Below are 20518 nucleotides of genomic sequence, written 5' to 3'. Positions count from 1 at the left end.
TTAAACAAGGTATACTTCTTTATAGTTTGAAAAGATGAAGGTGAATCTATTGAAAAAGAAAATCGGATTAGTTTCAATGCTGGTCTTTGTTACACTTTTCCTAAGTGGATGTTCAGGTATTGAAAATAAAGAAGGGTACTTCTACAGCATTTTTGTAAAGCCTTTCGACTTTTTACTAAATTTCTTCGGTGATTTCTTTAATGGAAGTTTTGGACTCGCTATTATTGCCATTACAGTCTTAATCCGTTTAGTTTTAATGCCGTTGATGCTTCGAAATTATAAGCACCAACAAGGTATGAAAGTGAAAATGGACGCGATGAAGCCAGAAATGGACGAAATCCAAAAGAAAATTAAAGCTGCAAAAGACAAAGAAGAACAAATGAAATTGCAACAAGAAATGATGGGCCTATATAGAAAACATAACGTAAACCCTTTAAATATGGGCTGTTTGCCAGTTATTATTCAAATGCCAATCGTCATGGGACTTTACTTTGCGATTCTCTATTCGCCAGATGTGAAAAGTCATCAATTTCTTTGGTATAGTCTTGGACAACCAGATATCATTATGACTCTAATTGCTGGTGCTGTTTATTTCCTACAAGCTAAAGTGTCACTTTGGACTGTTCCTGAGCAACAGAAACAACAAATGAAGATGTTTGTTTATATTTCACCAATTATGATTATGTTTGTGTCATTCACTTCGATGGCGGCATTACCACTGTATTGGACAGTTGGTGGGATACTATTAATCATCCAAACATATATTGGGCGCAAATTTTATTCAAACCATCCAGAAAAAGCATTAGAAGAATAAAAAGTGGGAGCTGTCTAAAAAGTCGTATAATATGACTAAGGCAGTTCCCTTTTGTGTATGTTGGTTTATTTGCGGATAAATGCTATTTTAAATATGGATTCAAATGAATGAAGGGGTGTTAATGAATGAATCGTAAATGGATTGCAGGAATATTAATTGCAGCTGTCAGTATAGCAGCTCTTGTTTTTATTATTAAAGGAAATATCAATTTAGCCGTATTGTTTATGACTGCTTTATTTGCATTATCGAATGGTTACCGAGCAGTCAGTTTTAAAGAAAAAGGGTTTGAAAAAGAAGCAAAATGGATGAAGGGCATGTCGATCTTTTTTGTCATTGCATTTATTGTCGTATTATTAACTGTCCTCCTATAAAGTATAATTTTGAAAAATAAAGCCATCATGCTAATGACACGTCATTAACATGGAGGTTTTTTATTATGAAGAAATGGATGTTGGTAGGGTTAATTTTACTTATGGCTGGATGCAGTCAACAAAATATGATGATTCCAGTTAGTGGTGAGATTGAGCATAAGCTTGCTACTTCAATCGTAAATTCAGACGGAAAAGGGATTGGAACTGCAGAATTAACTGAAACGAAGACAGGCGTAAAAATCCGATTAATTCTCAAGGATTTAGAGCCAGGTAAAAAAGCAATCCACTTTCATGAAGTTGGAAAATGTGAACCTCCGAAGTTTACAACTGCTGGAGCTCATATGAACCCCTCAGGTAAAGAACACGGTTTTGATAATCCAAAAGGCTATCATGCGGGTGACCTGCCTAATCTGAATGTCTCGAAAGATGGCACTGTAGATTTAGAAATTATAACGCCTAATGTGACGCTTGAAAAAGGGCGGAAGAATTCATTGCTTGATGAGGATGGCAGTGCACTGATTATCCATGCAGGACCAGACGATTATGTGACTGACCCATCAGGCAATTCTGGTGATCGCATTGCGTGTGGGATTATAGATTGAGTAAAGAAAAAACACGACAACCAATTATTGGCTGCCGTGTTTTTTTGCTTTTTTATGTTTTGATTTATCTTGTTGTCTATTTTCTAATAGTTCGTCTAATTGCTGCATTAATAATAGTACTTCGAATTTTGAAATTCGTGACATCAATATTCACTCCCATTTCATGTTTTCTTGTTATAACATTCGAAATGAAAAGTTTCTTTGTGTCCGTAATTAGCAAATATAAGACTTTAGTACTGGTGTTTATTGCGTGTAAAGATGATGATGAAAATAGCAGGTATTGAACACAGTGCCATACCTAAAAAGGCAAGACCTGGACTGAAATCATATAAATAACCACCCGCAAATGTTAAAACTGCTGTACTTAAGCCCATCGCAAGTGCGGCATACATACCCTGTGCTGCAGGAATTGCATCATGTGATAAACGTTTTGAAATGAACTGCATGAAAGCATAATGTGCAACACCAAAGGAAAGGGCATGTAAAAATTGAGATAAAACAAAAACCCATACAATGGGGAAGGCTGCGATTAAAATCCATCGTATCGTTGAACCGATTGCAGCAATCATAAACATCGTCGAAATCCTTGTATTGGAAAACAAAGTGTCTGCCCGTGAGAAGAATAGAATTTCTAATAGAATCGCAACATTTAGAACGATACCGATGTAAAAACTATTCACACCGAGTTCTTGTAAATAAATAAATCCGAAATTGTAATAAGATGCATGTGCACCTTGTAAAAGGATTGCTAGAATCAGAACTACTACAAATGGTTTTGAAGAAAATAATTTCTTCCACTGTGATTTCGTATCAATTTGTAAAACCTGTTCAGGTGCTTTAGTTAAAATAGCTGGTGAAGGACGTGTATGAAGGAACCACATACTAGCTAGTCCAATCAGCATGACCCAAAGAATCGACTCTTCACTCCAAATCGCCGTCGTAGCACCTATGATTAATAAACCAACGGTATATCCAAGCGAACCAAACGATCGACTTTTTCCATAATGGATACGTTCACTCTGCATCAAAACAGAAGCGCTACTTTCCATTGCTGGCAATAAAATCGGATAAATCACACTGAACAAAATCGTGATGAGAAGTAAGAAAACAAACGAATCTGCGGGAATATATAGAGCCATCGTAAATAAAGACAGCCCAGCTGTCCATAGCATAACCTTACGAATAGACGCTTTTTTAGCTGCAGCTGGAAAAATAACGAAAGTTGATAATGCGCGTGCCACCATGCCCGCTCCCATAATAATACTAGCGTGCGGAACGGATAAGTCTTTAACAATGATTAAATAGCCTGTCCAATAAGGTAAAAATACACCCCATGTGAAAAAGAAGGCGAAGAAATTAACCGAAAGCCACTTTTGATAATTCATAATAACGAAACCTCTAATCTATTTAGCATGTCTAATGTATTATATCGGAAAAGTAAAGATGAGTGTAACGTTCCACTAAAATAATGGTAAAATGAAGATAAGTATAATGAAAGAAGGCTTCTCATGCAATCTCGTAAAAATAACAAATTCAACAAACTAAATAAAACAAAAAACAAGTGGATAACACCCCTAATCATTGGGGGAGGTTTACTCATATTACTCGTTCCAATTATTTGGTTAGGACTTCATAATTGGGATGTTGAAGAAAGCTTATCCGAAGTTGGATATTCAAAAAAAGTGGCGGATGCAACTCCTGAGCAACCTGAGAATTCCGAACCAGCAGAACCGCCAGTTAAAGAAGACTCAAAGGATAAAAATACAGAAGAAATTCCACCTAAAGAAGAACCTGCTCAACCTAATCCCGCACCTGAAAAACCGGTGAAGGAGGATCCTGTAGTGCCGATTGAAAAACCAGCAGCAAATAGCTATGATCCAGATCAAGTGCTACCTGCAAATCCAACTTTCATTCAAGGGATTCTAGTTGCGAACAAACGATATCCTCTTCCTTCCACCTATGCACCTGGTGAAAGCAAAGAAGCACGTGAAGCCTTTGAAAAAATGGCAGCAGCTGCTAGACTCGATGGCTTTGAATTGGTCGCATTTAGCACGTACCGAGCGTTTGAACGACAAGAAACGCTATATAACCAATATGTTGAAAAAGATGGGCAAGCAGAAGCTGACCGTTACAGCGCGAGACCAGGATACTCAGAACATCAATCTGGTCTAGCCTTTGATATTGGTGAAAAGAACTTCGAACAACATTGGGCTTCTCCAACATTCGGTGAAACGCCAGCGGGTGTATGGGTGGCTACCCATGCTCACGAGTATGGCTTTATCCTTCGCTACCCTATTGGTAAAGAAGAAATAACAGGTTATATGCACGAATCATGGCATTTTCGTTTTGTTGGCGTAGGACCAGCAACAGATATGTACACAAGTAAATTAACGCTAGAAGAATATTTAGAGTTATAGAGTATCAAACAAGTGTCGACCAATAAGTATGAATCAAAAACGGGTGGAGAAAATGATTGGTTTATCTCTTCTGGTTTTTGATTCTTTTATAATGATTGAAAGTTTATGCCATGAGCCGTGTGTTCATGGCATTTTTGTTTTAACTATTTTTATAGGCTACAAATGTTTTGCTGATTGAAATGGATGCGGCGACTCCGAGAGGATCAGCAGATGGTTTGTGCACCGAAAGCGAAGCGGCAGGTGCAAAAGCTTTAGACCCTGGACTGAGATATTAAAAGGTATATTGGGGAGGACGTCGAATTAAAATTGTATGTTGTTACTAGTCGATAGAGTAAGTTTAATCTTCCAGTCTGATAGCGACTGGTGCGTTCTTTCACAATAAAAGACAGTTTTTGAAATTTACAAAGCAGATTTAAAGGAGGTTTATGACAATGGTTAAATTACGTAATCGCTCTTCAATATAAAATTTTGAGGAGGGAAAGAAGATGAGAATTACTTATAGGAACAGCAAAAAAATTGATAAAGAGGACTTAGAAAAATTATATAACGACGTACAGTGGTTTGCTTATACAATAGATTTAGAACTTCTTCAACAAGCATTGTTACAGTCTTTAGAAGTAATATCTGCTTGGAATGGAGACCGGTTAGTCGGATTAATTCGTGTCATTGGTGATGGTTTATCAATTATTTATATTCAAGATATCCTTGCTTTGAATAGCTATCAAAACCAAGGAATTGCTACCCACCTTTTACAAGAGATTCTCAAAAAGTATAAAGACGTCCGTCAAAAGGTTCTTTTAACAGAAGAAGCACCTGAAGTTAGAAACTTTTATGAAAAAAATGGGTTTAAATCTTGTGATCAAGGTTCTTTAGTAGCTTTTGCTAAGCTAAATTAGGTGCAAATTGTAATATTTTTTGTTCAACATGTGCTACAAGGATCAACTAAGGGGTACTTATGTTTAATATGTAAATTAGGATTAATAAGAGCTAGAACTAGTTCTTGTTTTACACCTCTGAAAAGAGACAATGAGCTGTCTAAATAAAAGTCTCTAAAATAATACAGGTAGGAAATAATGATTCCTTTTTCTCTACCAGTTAAATGAGTGGAGTGGAAGGCGGCGGAAAACATCTGCTCCTGCATCGCTACGCTAGCTTCGTCGCAAAGACAGGACCAAATTTTCTTTGGTCCTGGTCTTTCCAGCGGGAATAGCGTGTCCAGGTGAGACCCCGCAAGAGCTTGCGATGAGGAGGCTCACGGACCGCCCGCGGAAAGCGTCCGAATGCAACGGAAATCAGTAGCTTCACCAGAATTGTTTTTATATAAAAATATAAAAAGGAAATGCCCTGAAAGTCAATTTTAGATGACTTTTTAGACACTTCCTCTTGTTCTACCTTATCGATTATCAATTGTTTCTGGATACATATCGTGATTCATCAAACGATGTGCAGCCATTTCTTCGTATTTTGTACCTGGCTTGCCGTAATTAGTATACGGATCAATACTAATCCCTCCACGAGGTGTGAATTTACCCCACACTTCAACATATCGAGGGTCCATTAACTTCACTAAATCATTCAAAATGATATTCATGCAATCTTCATGGAAATCGCCATGATTTCTGAAACTGAATAAATACAATTTAAGCGATTTACTTTCAACCATTTTCACATCAGGAATATAGCTAATATAAATCGTTGCGAAATCTGGCTGGTTTGTAATCGGGCAAAGAGATGTAAACTCAGGACAGTTAAACTTTACGAAGTAATCACGATATTGATGTTTATTATCAAATGATTCTAATACACCAGGGTTGTAAGAGAAATCATATTGTACATTTTGGTTTCCTAACAGACTGATATCTTGCAATTCTTCCTTTTGACGACCACTCATGGCTCGTTCCTCCTTTTTAAACACCGCGTTTATTTCCCCATAAAAGTGCATGTAATTGAGGCAATACTTTAGCATCGTTCATAACAACCGACTTCATCGATCGATCAATTAACCATTCAAATCGTTTCAGTAAATTAGAGACTAACGCCTGATCATCAATCGTTAACACATCATCGTTCCCAATCTGTAAAAAGAATGGAACTGCTGGATAACGTAAATGAATCATTTCGGCATAGCTAAAATCATCTTCATCAAAAACAACGACTTTTAAGCTTATGTTTGAATCTTTCAGTTTTTCAATAAAAGCATCGAGCTTATCAAAATCGGTCACCATTTTGGAACTTGGTGGCTTAGGAGAAATGGTTACCTCATCAATAGATAACAACCAATCTTGCCAAAAAGAACCTTGCGTTTCAATCGCAACTTTCCAACCTTGTTCGTGACATTGATTTACTAACTCCCCAAGTCCTTTATGAAGAGCGGGATTCCCACCTGAAATCGTGATATGTGAAAAGGCGTCGCCACCAATTTCTTTCAACGAATGAATAATATCTTCGGCTTTCATAGCGGTGCTTTTACCTGTACCATCCCAAGTAAATTTGGAATCACACCACGAACATGAATAGTCACATCCACCTGTGCGAACGAACATGGTCTTTTGTCCGATGACCATTCCTTCACCTTGTATCGTTGGACCGAAAATCTCCATTACAGGTATTTTCATAATAAGTCCTCCGGTTTCGGACGATATATGACATAACTTGTCGGTGTTTCACGAACGAAAACCTGCAAACACTTCGGTTGATGAGGACGTGTTTTTAAATGATTAGAAATTGTCGTCCATACCAGTTCTGCGATTCGTTCCGTTGTAGGAAACGTCTGTTTAAATTCAGGGTGTTCATTCAAAACAGTATGATCATAGCGTTTATGGACTAAATTTTTAAGTTCTTTAAAGTCAATCAAAAACCCCATATCATCTAATTCATCGCCAGCAATCGTGATGTTGAAGAAATACGTATGTCCATGCATGTACTGACAGTTTCCTGCATCCGCATGTGGAATGAAGTGAGCTGCTGATAAATGCATGTCTTTATTTAATTCGTATCGATACGAATGTTGAGTTTGAGGATACATTTGTTGCATCATGTTAAATCACTTCCTTGCTTCTCTTCAAGGTAAGTGGCTAATCCGTTCGCACGCAATATACAAGATGGGCAAGTGCCGCAGCCATCCCCACGAACGCCTTCATAACAAGTTAAGGTGTTGTTACGCACAAATTCAAGTGCGTCTAACTCATCTGCAAGTTTCCAAGTCGCGGCTTTATCCAACCACATGAGCGGTGTATGGAATTCTAAAGAAGAATCCATCGCTAAGTTAATCGAAACGTTTAAAGCCTTTACGAAAACATCGCGACAATCTGGATATCCACTGAAATCCGTTTCACAAACGCCAGTAATAATATGACGTGCGCCAATAGATTGCGCGTAAACTGCTGCAAATGACAGGAATAAATGATTTCTCCCAGGCACGAAGGTGGAAGGCAATTCGCCATCTTTACCTTCTGTCACTTCAATGTCACTTCGTGTAAGTGCATTAGCAGAAAGTTGGTTGATTAAACTCATATCTAAAAGTTTGAATGGCACATTCAGCTTTTCAGCTATTTCTTTGGCACAAGTGATTTCTTCTATATGTCTTTGTCCATAGTCAAAGGTAACGGTATACACTTCTTCAAATTGGGTTAAGGCCCACAATAGACACGTCGTGCTGTCTTGACCTCCACTAAATACAACAACTGCTTTTTCTTTTTTCATCTCTCATTTCTCCTTTGGAAGAATGAGTATTCGACTTCTCCAGGTTAGGTGGACAGGAAATTGAATATAAATCTCCTGAAATTTGTTCAATCAAAACAAAAAAACTGCATAGTAAATCGACAGTTTTCACCTTAGTTTTTTATAGAGGGAGTTTGCGAACCTCTTTCTATTTAGTTACATCGTACATAGTAGCACAAGTTCCCCTTAGATGATAGAACCAAAAAAGACCGCTAACGTGATGAAACCACATTTAACGGTCTTAAGGAATTACTTTCAATTATAAAATAGGTGACAATAAGCGCGAGAAAGATTCTTTCATTTTAATCAGTCTAGTGCGTTCATTATAAAGATCCATCGTCAGTTCGGTAGATAGAAGCATATCTTGCTCAAATAATTCTGCGAGTTCACGTGAAGTCTCACGATCATAAATAAATGCATTCACTTCAAAGTTTAATTTAAAGCTACGAACATCGATATTTGCAGTACCTACTGTGGATGCTTCATTGTCCACCACAATCATCTTCGTATGCAGGAAACCGTTATCATAAATATAAACTTTTGCACCTGCTTTTAATAATTGTCCTACATATGAATACGTAGCCCAGTACACAAATGCATGGTCAGGTTTATTTGGAATCATAATTCGTACATCAATTCCTGATAAGCAAGCGATTCGCAATGTATCCATAAAGCTAGCATCGGGAATAAAGTATGGCGTTTGAATATAAATATAGTCTTTGGCCATCGCCATTAACTTCAGATATCCATTTTTAATTTGTTCCCATTCTGAATCAGGACCACTGGACACAATTTGTATTCCAACTGAACCCTTCAAAGGGATAGCAGGGAAGTATCGATCTGAATACTCAATATCCGAATTCGTCGAGGCTTGATTCCAATCCAAAATGAAACGAGTTTGAAGAGGATGAACTGAACTACCTTCAATGCGTAAATGAGTGTCTCTCCAGTAACCGAATTTCCTATCTAACCCAAGGTATTCATCGCCAACGTTGAAGCCACCAATGTATCCGATTCGTCCGTCAATTACGACGATTTTGCGGTGATTTCGATAATTTAGTCTCGGATTAATGAGGGGCATAACAGAAGGAAAGAAAGCTTCTACTTCTCCACCTAAATCAACCAGTTCTTTAAAGTGTTTTTTGCGTACGCCTCGAGATCCCATATCATCAAATAAGAGGCGGACTTTTACACCTTGCTTCGCTTTACGAATCAGCACATCATGAATACGTTGACCTAAACTATCTAAACGGAAGATATAGTATTGCACGTGAATATGATCCTTCGCCTGTTCCATATCCTCTATTAAGGCATTGAACTTGGCTTCGCCATCATTAAATATTTGAACAGCATTATCTTGAGTTAACACTGCATGATTGTTGCGGAGATGCATATTAATTAAATCTTTATAATCTAAAGCGTCATCCAGTCGGAATTCAAAAGTACCTTGTTCAATGGCATCTAACTGATAATCTATTAATTTATCAATTCCAATTTTGTCGCGGCCTTCCCAACGGAATAAATGTTTCTTCCTTAATTGTCGGCCCAAAAGCAAGTATATAAGGAATCCGAGAATTGGAATAAAAAATAACACCATTAACCACGCCCATGTAGATGAAGCGTCACGACGCTCTAAAAAAATTAAAACGATTGCTAAAAATATATTTAACGTGATGATAGCTGTAATTCCAATACTGATTATATTCGCAATCATTGGGATCCTCCTGATAACTTACTTCTCATTTTTATAAGTATAGCTTATCGAAAACAAAGAAAGAAGAGTAACTCCTATCTTTGATAGTCAAGCTGAATTTAGTTTACCTCAAATGTTCAAATGACAAACTTCTTTAACTGATTCTTGGAAATATGCTCACAGTCTGAAACAAAACACAACTTGCGTCCGTCCTCTACTCAGCCTCGAGACGGATAAATTTGGAAGTCCTTTTTGATAAAGTAGACTTACAACAAAGGTCAAGGAGGAATTAATATGTTCGCAATCGTTAAATCTGAAGGTTTTTTTGGTCACGTGAAGGATGTTTATCAAGAAGAAAAAGTGTCGGTGGATCAAATTGAGCAGATCGAAATCAGCAGCTCATTTATCGATATGGAAGTTACTCAAACCGAGCAAGAGGAAATCCAACTTGTATTAATGGGGAAAGTCAGTAGCTCATTGGAAGAGGATGTGCGGATTCATTCTAAACAAAGTGGCTCAACTCTAATCATTGAAGCGAAAGTGAATGATAAAAAGTGGATGACAGGATTTAAACGAATAAGTTTAACTTTACAAGTCCAGCTTCCAATGAAATTTAATAAAGACATCGTCATGAAAGGCACATCTGGTGATATTTCTTTAGAAAAGGTTCAGCTTAACTCCGTTCAACTCCAAGCATCTTCTGGAGATATACATGTAAAAGACGTGAATGTGAGGAATTCGTTAAAAACGAAAGTGAGTAGTGGGGATGTGAATATCGCTAACGCCAAAGCACATCTCATGTCCCATCAATCTTCAAGTGGAGATGTAGAAGTGAAGCAATCGATAGCAACTGTCATTCGGGCTGAGTCAACATCTGGAGATGTAAGTATTCAAGAATGCAGTGGGAAAATGGATCTTAAATCTACTTCTGGAAATGTAGAAATTGACTTAAGTCAATTAATGGATGATATGCAATTAGCATCAACGAGTGGAGACATAAAGATTGATCTTCAACACACACCAAATGATGTAGAAGTTGAATTTAAAAGTTCGTCTGGTGACGGGCGAGTTCGAATACCCGAGATTTATTTTGAAGTGAAAAAAGACAATCATATTCGTGCTTTCAAAGGAGAAAAAGAGCCAAAGATTGTTGCACGAACTAGTTCAGGTGATTTCACTTTAAGGTAACGACATATCAGATCATAACCGAATAAGGTTGTGGTCTTTTTATGTGGTTCATATTAATCTATGTGACTCCATATATTCTCTAATAGGCTAAATTCATTTAAACTGCTATTAAGTAGATAGGAAGAAATTTCACCGAACATCGAACTTATCAGATTTTAAAACGTTAACATTCATAAACGGTAGAAGGTGATCGTATGTATTGGTGCAAAATTGCTCGAAGTGAACGTGAATTCGAGGAAATTGCTAAATTAAATTATGAGACGTTTGTGGAAGAAATCCCACAACATGCACCGCATCCGAGTGGAAAACGGCAGGATGCTTTTCATCATGAGAACACATATTTAATTGTTTTAAAGAATCAACAACTTATCGGAATGATTGCGCTTCGGGATCAGCGTCCATTCTCTCTTGATAAAAAAATAGGAGAAGTGGAACAGGCTTTACCCAAGGAAGCGCTTGAAGGTAAACTCTGTGAAATCCGATTGCTGTCGGTTCGAAAAGAATATCGAAAAGGACGAGTCTTTTTCTTACTAGCACGAGCATTTGCTGACTATGCCTATGAAAAAGGGTATGGAGCTGCTGTCATTTCAGGAACGGTCCGAGAATTAAAACTGTATCGACAATTAGGATTTGAAGCATTCGCCGATCCAGTTGGGAATGAAGAGGCGTCTTTTGTTCCCATGTATTTAACGAAACAACGCTACGAACAATCGATTGCTGCCCGTTTCCAGCAAAAGAAGCATACGTTCTTTCCGGGACCCAATGAATTAACTCAAGAGTTAAAAGACGTGTTTCAACGATCACCAATATCTCATCGTTCCTATGAATTTTCGGAACGGTTAATAAGAGTGCAAGAAAAGTTGAAGAATTTAAGTGGAACTGAATATGTTCACTTATTATCAGGAAGCGGGACTCTTGCCAATGAAGCCATGATGGCACAAATCAGTCTTTTAAAGAAGAAGGGTCTTATATTAGTGAACGGGGCATTCGGTGAGCGGTTAATGCATCAAGCGAAAAGATGGAATCTAGAGTTCGATGTATTGAATGTCGAGTGGGGTCAATCTTTTGATAAGCAAGCCATGGATAACCTCATACATAAAAATGCTTACGGTTGGTTGTTAGCTGCCCACGGGGAAACATCTACGGGTATGCTAAACGATTTAAATGAGCTGCGAGAACTTTGCAAAGAGAATGGAATTCATCTGTGCTTAGATTGCATCAGTTCTTTTGGAGCACTTTCTTTTGATTTAAAAGGCGTCTATCTAGCGACAGGTGTTAGTGGGAAAGCCATCGGATCTATGACAGGTTTAGCCTTTGTCTTTTCAAATCATTGGATCGATGAATCTGCGTGTCTACCGACGTATTTGGATCTAGGCTGTTACGCAGAAGGCAAGATACCATTTACGGTTTCATCGCAAATGCTTAAAGGATTAGAAGTCGCTTTGAAGACATATATAGATGATAATCGGTACGCAATACTTAATGAGAGATATTCCATGCTACGAGAAATTGAACAACAGCTTGAATTGGAGTTTTTGACTCAGCAAGGATACCCAATGATTGTTACATTTAAGACGAAGTCGTTACCTAAATATCTTGGGGATGATGCTCGTTTGTCAGGATTTGATTTACATGATCAAAGCCTGTATTTAAAAGAAAGAAAATGGGTTCAAATGTCGATCATTCAACCTAACTTTGAGCAGTCTTTTGAAAAGTTTCGAGAATGGTTAAGCAATTATTTAGCATATGAAAAGCAGTGACCCTTTTGAAGAGTCACTGCTTTAGTCTGTAGATAAATATATAAATGTTGATTTCCATTGCAACGGACGCTTTCCGGGGGGCATGGCTTTAGCCGCTTCCCTCGCGAGCTCAGTCCAGGGTCTAAAGCTCACGCTATTCCCCACGGAGTCGCCGTTTCCATTCCAATCAACAGAAATCCCCATTATAAAGTTGAGTAATGGCGAAACGGTAATTAATTATCTACTAAAAAATCATCTTTAAATATATGAATATGCATGTCAAATTGCTTTTGTAAGCATGGTTCTTCAAACAATTTTTCTAAGAGAGTGGTCGGCTATTTCTGAAGACTCCTGCGGAAAAACGAAACACGCTAGACACCGCAGGTCCATCCGTCAGAGACGGATGAGCCGAGGAGGCTGACGTTCCGTCCGCGGAAAGCGAAAGAAATAGCCGACCACATTCTTTTCTAATCAAGTGCAATAGATGATGAGTCGAATTTTATAATGTTATATACACTTTCAGCCTTTTGTCTACAGTCTGAAGCAGTGACCCTTTTGAAGAGTCACTGCTTTTTATTAGTACTGTATTTATCGGAAAGAGTTAAATAGGTGTTCATAATGAATTTCTTGTATGGAGTTTCAGGGAGTTCAATAATTAAATCATAAGCTATCTTTGCTTCATCCAAAGCTTTTTCAAAATCACCTAATTGGTCATGACATAACGCTCGATAAGAATGGACTTCATAAGCCATAGATAAATCATAAGGGTGATGCACATATTTAGGAACATGGTATTGTTCGAATAGTGACAATGCCTTTTTGATTTCGCCTAGACCGTACAGAGATTTTCCTTTTTCAAGTAAATAATGATTATTAGTATCCGGGTCCTCTTCGCCTAATTTCATCTCTCGTCCAATTTCCATGAACCGATCAAGAGACTCTATCGCCTTTTCATATTCATGTGAAAACGAATTATAGTAATGGGCCTCCATAAAATCTGCAATTGCTGTCGAGAATTTATTTTCAGCAAATTCACCGTACTGTCTAATTTTACTTAAGTAATAAATTCGATCTTCATCATTCCCATTAATGATTGCTTGGAAACACGCAAGACGATACAAGTCATCCATTCGGTAAAAAATTCGACGTTCCTTTGAAAAAGATAAAGCTTCTTGCATTTTGTATCGAGCTTTTTCATAATCTCCCACTGCTGAAAATAAAATGGATTCAATGTACAAATAATCTAAAGTTGTCATTGCGTCTAACGGGGAATTAATTGTTACCTGTTCTTGTAAAACGATATTCAATGCTTCGCCATATTCGTGAGCTGTAAATTGAATCATCCCTTTAAAGAGGGCGAGTGATGCACGCTGATTATGCAAATGTAATTGTTCATACAAATTCATTGCTTGATGATAATATGTTTCCCAATCTTCACGTTTCTCGTAATAGCCACAGCGACTATAAATATCGAGTAAGCGTGCAGATTCATAACTGATTGAAAGTTTGTCGACAATCGGCTGAATCAATTCAATAATCTGCTTATGTTCGTCAGACAATTCATTGTAATCTACTCTAAAAAGTTTCTCGACTTGATCTAAAACGATTCTTTTTTCAGTGTGACTAACATCTTCCATTAACTCCGAAGACTCCACACCAAGTCGTTGTGCGATATAAGATAAGCTCTCCATGGAAGGTTGAGCTTTGCCATTTTCGATTAAACTTAACATGCCTTTTGTTAGTTGGTTGCCAGCTAACGCTTCAAGCGTATACTTTTGCTGTTTTCGCAAATGTCGTATTCGTGATCCAATTGTATCCACTTAAATCGCTCCTTTATATTTAGTTTAATTATATTAAACTTTTTCTTGCAAGGGAAGTTTTTTCGTGTTATTATTTGTTTAATTAAATTAAACAAAGGGAGATTGAATAAAATGGATGAGACACTAAAGTTAAAAAAAGCCACACAACATTTATGGACTTTTACACTTAGTAAATTGATTTCAACTTTTGGAGTTAGCGTTTTTACATTTGGAATAAGTTTTTATATATTATCGATCACTGGTTCTGCAACGAGTTTCGCGCTCGTTCTTATTTGTAGTATTTTGCCTAGGGTAATTCTGGCTCCATTTGCTGGCTATGCAGCTGATAAATATTCTAAAAAGACCATAGTGATTGTGGCTCAAATATGTAGTGTTGTGGCAGTAGCCGCTTTATTGACAGTAAGTATGACGGTGGGCATATCACTAATCGCCATTTACCTTACTGAAATCGTTCTTTCCATTACTTCTTTATTTGCTGGTGTGACGTTCAGTTCTTCCATCGCTAACTTAGTTGACTCAGAACGAATTCAAAAAGCGATGTCATTTAATCAAATGTCTATGTCAATTGCTTCAATTGGTGGTCCAGCTGTTGGTGGTTTGTTATTTGGCCTTGTATCAATCGAGATGTTCCTAATTATTAATATGGTGAGTTACTTTATCGCAGTTCTCCTTGAAGCAACAATGGATTTTAATTTATTCTCGAAAAAAGTAGTGTCTGATGAAGTAGTAGAAACGAAAGAAACAATGCTTCAAAACATGAAAGCTGGGATTACGTATTTAAAACAACATCCTATATTAAAGGTAGTTATTTGGGTTGCATTGGTTATTAACTTCTTCTTTGGAGCGTTTACAGTGGGGTACGCTTATATTTTAGTGGATGGATTAAAAGTTGAATCCGCTCATTTTGGAATTACGGAAGGTGCACTTTCTGTAGGAATGCTTATTACCTCCATTTATTTATCTACACGGAAGGAAGTCAAATTCCCTTTACTGGTAGTGAAAAGAGGAATATTAATTATGGGGCTATTAATGGGATTAGCTACTTTGCCGTTAATGATTGAGCTACCGTATATGGGGATTGTTGGTTTCTATATTGGCCTAATGTTGTCATTTGGGATTTGCTTAATTTTCGTTAATACGCCGATCGGAGTTATGATGCAAAAAAGAATTGAAGAAGAGTACAGAGGACGCGTTTTTGGTTTATTAGAAACGATGTCCATGTCATTACTTCCGTTAGCGATGGTATTATTCGGATTCCTATTTGATATCGTGCCAGCGGAGTACATTTTGATAAGTTCAAGCGTTGTCATGATAGCAGCTGTCGCGTATATGCTACGCCCAGTTATTATTCGCAAAGCACATCCAGAAATGAATGACAAATCGATTCAAGCGAGCATCGTCGAACCAGTAATTGCATCAAAATAAAACATCCAGCTTCCTCAGTTAATCGAGGGAGCTGGATTTTCATTTTTTAATGACTTGTGTGATTTTCGGAATAAAACAATGAGTCCGATTGAAAGAATAGCTAAAATTGCCGATAGCAAGTAAATTTGATCAGGCTTGACGATGAAAATCCATGTGAATAGCAGTGGACCGATTATGCGTCCCATATTGTCCATGGAGTACGTCATTCCAGCAGCTGTTCCATACATACCACCAGACTCTTTTGTGGTTAAAGAGACTAATACCGTTCGAGCTAGTGCATTACCCGCAGTAAACACACTTAGTGCGAAACCAGCCCACAATAAGCTTTCGGTAAATAACAATAAAACTAAACCGATAGCTGTAACCACTTGAGCACCCATAATCCATTTTGTTTCTTGACCATTTTTCACTCGACGAACAACACCACCTTGAATGATGGCATCAACTAATCCACTCGCCATAAACAAATATCCAAGTTGGAGAGGAGTAATGGAAATTTTATCGATTTGGAATAATTGGAACGTAGCTTCTAAGCCTGCCAGTAAGAAGGTAACCATAAACGAAAACAGGAACAAGTAACGGATTCGGTACTTCCATAATAGACTGGCACCTTTAGGGACGATTGCCCTTTTTCTAGCTTCACCACGCGTTTCAGGTTCCTTTAAGATAATCGATGCATAAACAAGCAACGCCAAAGTTAAACCGGCAGAAGCAACGAAAGGCAATTGAAGTGAAAACTCACCTAGAATTCCACCAATTGCAGGACCAAAGATGAATCCTAAACCAATGGACATACCAAGCAAGCCCATATATTTATTGCGTTCTTCTTCCGTAGTCATATCCGCAACAAATCCAGTAACTGCCGTATACAAAGCCCCAGAAAAAATACCACCAACAATTCTGGACACATAAAGCATTGGCAATGTTTCAATAAAACCTGCAAAGATAATAAAACTCATACTAAACCCAGTTAAACCGATTAAAATTAATCTCTTTCTGCCTGTACGGTCAGATAACGCACCCCATAGCGGAGCTGTAAAAAAGGAAGCAAGCGCATAAATAGTAAGTAAACCACCCACATGTACCTCGCTATATCCCTGATCTAAAATAACTTCAGGCAAAATCGGAATGATAATGCCAAATCCTAAATACACAAAAAATTGTATGGACATTAATAATAAAATGGCTTTCTTCATTTAAAAGAACCTGCTTTCTCAACTCATAACCTTAATGTCCATTTTACTCGCAATCAAGCTCGCAAACAACAAGGGTGGGGTAGAAAACTTTAAACGAGAGGGAAATGTTTTTGAGGGAGGGGGAGAGACTCGTGGCTAAACCCCAAAAATGAGGCGAACGCCAATAAATGCAGGTCTATCGGCAACAAACCAGACCGTAACGACAGATCATTCAGTGCTTGCGACAGAATATCGCACCCGAACGCCATATTATAATCACCAAACGCCATATTATCGCCAACCAACTCGCCAGCATACCAATAAAAAAGAAGCCTCTGCCAAAGCAGAAGCTCCCTCCATAATCATATTCCTATTTCTTCGCGCGTTGAAGACGTAATGCATTCAGTACAACCGATACCGAACTAAACGCCATCGCCGCTCCAGCAATCCAAGGGGCTAGTAGTCCAGCAGCCGCAATAGGAATCCCTACTGAATTATATGCAAGTGCCCAAAAGAGGTTTTGTTTAATGTTTCGAACCGTTAGACGGCTCATCTCAAGTGTATCCGCAACTCGCAATAAATCTCCTTGCATTAGGGTTACATCTGCTGCGTCCATTGCGACCGCCGCTCCAGTACCCATCGCGATTCCAACGTCAGCAACAACTAATGCTGGTGCGTCATTAATGCCATCACCGACCATTGCTACTTTACGACCTTCTGCTTGAAGTGATGAGATGACATCTGCTTTTTTAGCAGGCAAGACACCTGCCACAACATGTTCAATACCAACTTGTTGAGCAATGGCTTGTGCCGTATTTTCTTGATCTCCTGTCAGCATCACAACATGAATGCCCATTTCTTTTAAGGAAGCAATCGCTTCTTTAGACGTTTCTTTGATTTGGTCTGCAATTGCGATGGTCGCAACTTGTTGGCCGTCGACGACCATATACATCACCGTTTTACCTGAGTTTTCAAATGTAGAAGCTAAGTCTAACTTAGTCGACACATCAATTGAGTGATCCATTAAAAGTTTTCGTGTCCCCATGATTACTTCTTTTGCATCAACCGTCGCCACAATTCCATGTCCAGGAATCGCTTTAAACGATGTACTCTCAACAAGAGGTAAATTCATTTCTTGACCATACAATGTAATGGCATGAGCAACTGGATGTTCGGATAGTTGTTCTGCACTTGCAGCTAAACCGATCAGCACTTCACGATCGAAGGATTCAAGTACTACAAAATCAGTTACTTCAGGTTTTCCTTTAGTGATTGTTCCAGTTTTATCGAAAACGATAGTATTAATCGATTTTGTATTCTCCATTGCTTCCGCAGTTTTGAATAAAATCCCTAATTCTGCTGATCGACCAGAGCCGGCCATAATCGAAGTAGGAGTAGCAAGACCGAGTGCACATGGACAAGCGATAACGAGTACAGCAATCGTACTTTCTAAGGCTGCAGCAAAGTTTCCAGGATCGACAACAAAGAACCAGCTGATGAACGTGATGACCGCAATACCCACAACGATCGGTACAAAAATCCCTGAGATTTTGTCAGCTAATCTTTGGATCGGCGCTTTTGAACCTTGTGCTTCTTCAACTACACGGATAATCGATGACAGAACCGTTTCTTTTCCTACCTTAGTTGCGGTCATGCGAAGTGCGCCATTTGAATTGATCGTAGCCGCAAAAACTTCGTCTTGTGGTCCTTTTTCAACAGGCAAACTTTCGCCAGTTAACATCGACTCATCTACAGCTGAAGATCCAGAAACAATGACGCCATCAACAGGAATAGAGGCACCTGGTTTAATGACTAATACATCATTTTGTTGTACTTGTTCTACTGGAATTTCTACAACTGAACCGTCTCGCTCAACGAGAGCAATGGCTGGTTGGAGATTCATTAGTTTTTTTATTGCGTCAGACGAATGTCCTTTGGCACGAGCTTCAAACACTTTGCCTAATAAAATCAATGTAATCAACACAGCGCTTGTTTCAAAATATAGACCTAACATATGAGTTTCATTGTGTTGCAAGCTTTGGATGACTAAATAAACACTGTAAAAATAAGCAGCAGAAGTTCCAAGTGCCACCAACACATCCATATTGGCACTCTTATTTTTCAACGCATAATAAGCACCTTTGTAAAAAATCCAACCAATCCAAAACTGAACAGGTGTTGCGAGTGCCCATTGCACAAAGGGATTCATTAATACCTCAGGTACGTAAAGATTAGACGTGAAAGAAAAATGTCCAACCATTGTCCATAATAGAGGAAGAGATAAGATAGCCGAGATCCAGAATAATCGAGTTTTCTTTTGAATATCAGCCTTCTTGTAATCAACTGTTTCAGCAGTGTCATCTTGCTTGAACGTTGCGTCATACCCCATGTCTTGAATTTTCTTCACAATTTCGTTTGGAGAAGTTTGATTTGGATTAAATGTAACTTTACCTGTTTCCAGTGCTAAATTAATGTTGGCAACGGATACACCATTGAATCGATTCAAGCCTTTTTCAATTCTCGTTGAACAGGCAGCACAGGTCATTCCTTGAATCCGTAAATCGATTTCTTCAGAGACAACGTCATAACCAAGAGACCGTACTTTTTCTTCCACTTGCTGTGAAGTTAGTAATTTATCATCATATTGAATATGTGCTTTTTCTGTCGCGTAATTAACAGAAGCGGAAGTGACGCCTTCCATTTTCTGAAGACCTTTTTCGATTCGATTTGCACAGGCTGAACAGGTCATTCCAGTAAGTGATAAATCTTTTTTAATTTCAGGCATACAATTTCCTCCTTCTGCATACCATAACGGGGTATGCAAAATGTTAAAACAAAGCTTGCACCCAAGATGGTTGCAAGCTTGTCATTTTTTATTGGTACTTTTATTCGTTTCCGACCGTGTAACCTTGGTCTTCAATCGTGCTTGTAATTTGTTCGATTGCTACAACATCTTTGTTAAACTCAACATCCACAGTCCCATTTTCTAAATGAACTTGAACATTATCAACACCAGAGATTGCTGAAACACTATTTTCGATAGATTTAACACAATGCCCACAAGACATACCTTCTACATTTAACGTTACGTGATCGACCATTTTTGTTTCCTCCTCTTATTTTCTCATTAATTTTTGTACGGTTGTAAGTAATTCGTCTAATACTTCTACATCTCCTGCAGCCAAACGATCTTTCACACAGCCTTTTAAATGACCATCTAAAAGAACTTTAGCAACACTATTCAAAGCAGATTGAGTAGCGGACAATTGTGTAATGATGTCATCACAGTAAATGTCCTTTTCAACCATACCCTTAATTCCGCGAATTTGTCCTTCAATTCGATTTAATCGAGTCGTTAAATCTTTTTTTACGGAATCCGGATGGTGACTTTTTCTACAAGATGGATCTGATTCGAGTTCGGTCATGAATGAAACTTCAGGTATTTGGGATGTCATATCTAAGTACCTCCCGATCTTTTCTTTACTATAATGTACCACCTAGGGGTATGTAAAGCAAAAAGAATTATGTATTTATACAACCTTATAAAACGGCTG

19 protein-coding genes and 1 riboswitch are annotated in these 20518 nt (G+C 38.1%); of the genes, 8 read left to right on the top strand and 11 right to left on the bottom strand.

The window, feature by feature from the left end:
* Positions 1–49: 49 nt before the first annotated feature.
* The 3 genes from yidC (at position 50) to AC3EA5_RS16465 (ending at position 1787) form a co-directional block, all read left to right on the top strand.
* Positions 50–814 carry a membrane protein insertase YidC gene (gene yidC / locus AC3EA5_RS16475; protein WP_488609302.1) on the top strand — a complete coding sequence of 255 codons (765 nt, stop codon included), beginning with the start codon at positions 50–52 and terminating at the stop codon, positions 812–814.
* A gap of 125 nt (positions 815–939) precedes the next feature.
* Complete coding sequence (locus AC3EA5_RS16470; protein ID WP_488609301.1) at positions 940–1185, top strand: hypothetical protein; 246 nt, start codon at positions 940–942, stop codon at positions 1183–1185.
* A gap of 65 nt (positions 1186–1250) precedes the next feature.
* A complete protein-coding gene (locus AC3EA5_RS16465; protein ID WP_488609300.1) occupies positions 1251–1787 on the top strand; it encodes a superoxide dismutase family protein in 537 nt (178 codons plus the stop codon).
* 230 nt (positions 1788–2017) lie between these two features.
* Here AC3EA5_RS16465 and AC3EA5_RS16460 read toward each other — a convergent pair whose 3' ends face one another.
* Positions 2018–3172 (bottom strand): MFS transporter, encoded by a 1155-nt coding sequence (locus AC3EA5_RS16460; protein WP_488609299.1) that lies wholly within the window; start codon positions 3170–3172, stop codon positions 2018–2020.
* 123 nt (positions 3173–3295) lie between these two features.
* Between AC3EA5_RS16460 and AC3EA5_RS16455 the strand changes: the two genes are divergently transcribed.
* Together AC3EA5_RS16455 and AC3EA5_RS16450 are read left to right on the top strand one after the other, a co-directional pair.
* Entirely contained in the window at positions 3296–4204 is a 909-nt protein-coding gene (locus tag AC3EA5_RS16455; RefSeq protein ID WP_488609298.1) for a M15 family metallopeptidase, read from the top strand.
* 485 nt (positions 4205–4689) lie between these two features.
* Positions 4690–5100, top strand: a complete 411-nt coding sequence (locus AC3EA5_RS16450; RefSeq protein ID WP_488609297.1) for a GNAT family N-acetyltransferase — start codon at positions 4690–4692, stop codon at positions 5098–5100.
* 497 nt (positions 5101–5597) lie between these two features.
* Here AC3EA5_RS16450 and queF read toward each other — a convergent pair whose 3' ends face one another.
* From queF to cls, 5 genes are all read right to left on the bottom strand, one after another.
* Positions 5598–6095 carry a preQ(1) synthase gene (gene queF, locus AC3EA5_RS16445; RefSeq protein ID WP_488609296.1) on the bottom strand — a complete coding sequence of 166 codons (498 nt, stop codon included), beginning with the start codon at positions 6093–6095 and terminating at the stop codon, positions 5598–5600.
* A 16-nt stretch (positions 6096–6111) separates the two neighbouring features.
* The gene (queE, locus tag AC3EA5_RS16440; protein ID WP_488609461.1) at positions 6112–6822 is read right to left on the bottom strand and encodes a 7-carboxy-7-deazaguanine synthase QueE; all 711 of its coding nucleotides are present in this window, start codon (positions 6820–6822) and stop codon (positions 6112–6114) included.
* A complete protein-coding gene (gene queD / locus AC3EA5_RS16435) occupies positions 6816–7241 on the bottom strand; it encodes a 6-carboxytetrahydropterin synthase QueD (protein ID WP_488609295.1) in 426 nt (141 codons plus the stop codon). Before queD ends, queE begins: the two co-directional genes overlap by 7 nt.
* Positions 7238–7906, bottom strand: coding sequence for a 7-cyano-7-deazaguanine synthase QueC (queC, locus tag AC3EA5_RS16430; RefSeq protein ID WP_394188279.1), 669 nt, complete (start codon positions 7904–7906; stop codon positions 7238–7240). The genes queD and queC overlap by 4 nt, the downstream gene beginning before the upstream one ends.
* A 125-nt stretch (positions 7907–8031) precedes the next feature.
* Positions 8032–8075, bottom strand: a riboswitch (PreQ1 riboswitch).
* A 108-nt stretch (positions 8076–8183) separates the two neighbouring features.
* Positions 8184–9638 carry a cardiolipin synthase gene (gene cls / locus AC3EA5_RS16425; RefSeq protein WP_394188280.1) on the bottom strand — a complete coding sequence of 485 codons (1455 nt, stop codon included), beginning with the start codon at positions 9636–9638 and terminating at the stop codon, positions 8184–8186.
* 273 nt (positions 9639–9911) lie between these two features.
* Here cls and AC3EA5_RS16420 point away from each other — a divergent pair, with 273 nt between their 5' ends.
* Together AC3EA5_RS16420 and AC3EA5_RS16415 are read left to right on the top strand one after the other, a co-directional pair.
* A complete protein-coding gene (locus AC3EA5_RS16420; RefSeq protein WP_488609294.1) occupies positions 9912–10805 on the top strand; it encodes a DUF4097 family beta strand repeat-containing protein in 894 nt (297 codons plus the stop codon).
* 194 nt (positions 10806–10999) lie between these two features.
* Entirely contained in the window at positions 11000–12565 is a 1566-nt protein-coding gene (locus tag AC3EA5_RS16415) for a GNAT family N-acetyltransferase (RefSeq protein WP_488609293.1), read from the top strand.
* Between the two features lie 542 nt (positions 12566–13107).
* On the opposite strand, the gene AC3EA5_RS16410 is transcribed toward AC3EA5_RS16415, so the two are convergent.
* Positions 13108–14364, bottom strand: coding sequence for a helix-turn-helix domain-containing protein (locus AC3EA5_RS16410; RefSeq protein ID WP_488609292.1), 1257 nt, complete (start codon positions 14362–14364; stop codon positions 13108–13110).
* Between the two features lie 111 nt (positions 14365–14475).
* Here AC3EA5_RS16410 and AC3EA5_RS16405 point away from each other — a divergent pair, with 111 nt between their 5' ends.
* On the top strand, positions 14476–15789 hold the full coding sequence (locus AC3EA5_RS16405; RefSeq protein WP_488609291.1) for an MFS transporter: 1314 nt from the start codon (positions 14476–14478) through the stop codon (positions 15787–15789).
* Positions 15790–15803: 14 nt separating this feature from the next.
* Here the strand turns inward: AC3EA5_RS16405 and AC3EA5_RS16400 are convergent, their stop codons facing one another.
* The 4 genes from AC3EA5_RS16400 to AC3EA5_RS16385 form a co-directional block, all read right to left on the bottom strand.
* Entirely contained in the window at positions 15804–16985 is a 1182-nt protein-coding gene (locus tag AC3EA5_RS16400) for an MFS transporter (protein ID WP_488609290.1), read from the bottom strand.
* Positions 16986–17334: 349 nt separating this feature from the next.
* Positions 17335–19749, bottom strand: coding sequence for a heavy metal translocating P-type ATPase (locus AC3EA5_RS16395; RefSeq protein ID WP_488609289.1), 2415 nt, complete (start codon positions 19747–19749; stop codon positions 17335–17337).
* Positions 19750–19849: 100 nt separating this feature from the next.
* A complete protein-coding gene (gene copZ, locus AC3EA5_RS16390; RefSeq protein WP_488609288.1) occupies positions 19850–20065 on the bottom strand; it encodes a copper chaperone CopZ in 216 nt (71 codons plus the stop codon).
* A 15-nt stretch (positions 20066–20080) separates the two neighbouring features.
* A complete protein-coding gene (locus AC3EA5_RS16385) occupies positions 20081–20419 on the bottom strand; it encodes a metal-sensing transcriptional repressor (RefSeq protein ID WP_394188288.1) in 339 nt (112 codons plus the stop codon).
* Positions 20420–20518 lie beyond the last annotated feature (99 nt).

The organism is Paenisporosarcina sp. (assembly GCF_057785155.1).
This window is presented reverse-complemented; position numbering and strand designations above follow the sequence as displayed.

Coding starts and splice junctions, on each gene's coding strand:
- AC3EA5_RS16450 (WP_488609297.1), top strand. CDS start 4,690: ATGAGAATTACTTATAGGAACAGCAAAAAAATTGATAAAGAGGACTTA.
- AC3EA5_RS16460 (WP_488609299.1), bottom strand. CDS start 3,172: ATGAATTATCAAAAGTGGCTTTCGGTTAATTTCTTCGCCTTCTTTTTC.
- AC3EA5_RS16455 (WP_488609298.1), top strand. CDS start 3,296: ATGCAATCTCGTAAAAATAACAAATTCAACAAACTAAATAAAACAAAA.
- queD (WP_488609295.1), bottom strand. CDS start 7,241: ATGATGCAACAAATGTATCCTCAAACTCAACATTCGTATCGATACGAA.
- queC (WP_394188279.1), bottom strand. CDS start 7,906: ATGAAAAAAGAAAAAGCAGTTGTTGTATTTAGTGGAGGTCAAGACAGC.
- AC3EA5_RS16415 (WP_488609293.1), top strand. CDS start 11,000: ATGTATTGGTGCAAAATTGCTCGAAGTGAACGTGAATTCGAGGAAATT.
- queF (WP_488609296.1), bottom strand. CDS start 6,095: ATGAGTGGTCGTCAAAAGGAAGAATTGCAAGATATCAGTCTGTTAGGA.
- cls (WP_394188280.1), bottom strand. CDS start 9,638: ATGATTGCGAATATAATCAGTATTGGAATTACAGCTATCATCACGTTA.
- AC3EA5_RS16395 (WP_488609289.1), bottom strand. CDS start 19,749: ATGCCTGAAATTAAAAAAGATTTATCACTTACTGGAATGACCTGTTCA.
- AC3EA5_RS16405 (WP_488609291.1), top strand. CDS start 14,476: ATGGATGAGACACTAAAGTTAAAAAAAGCCACACAACATTTATGGACT.
- AC3EA5_RS16400 (WP_488609290.1), bottom strand. CDS start 16,985: ATGAAGAAAGCCATTTTATTATTAATGTCCATACAATTTTTTGTGTAT.
- AC3EA5_RS16385 (WP_394188288.1), bottom strand. CDS start 20,419: ATGACATCCCAAATACCTGAAGTTTCATTCATGACCGAACTCGAATCA.
- AC3EA5_RS16470 (WP_488609301.1), top strand. CDS start 940: ATGAATCGTAAATGGATTGCAGGAATATTAATTGCAGCTGTCAGTATA.
- copZ (WP_488609288.1), bottom strand. CDS start 20,065: ATGGTCGATCACGTAACGTTAAATGTAGAAGGTATGTCTTGTGGGCAT.
- AC3EA5_RS16465 (WP_488609300.1), top strand. CDS start 1,251: ATGAAGAAATGGATGTTGGTAGGGTTAATTTTACTTATGGCTGGATGC.
- AC3EA5_RS16420 (WP_488609294.1), top strand. CDS start 9,912: ATGTTCGCAATCGTTAAATCTGAAGGTTTTTTTGGTCACGTGAAGGAT.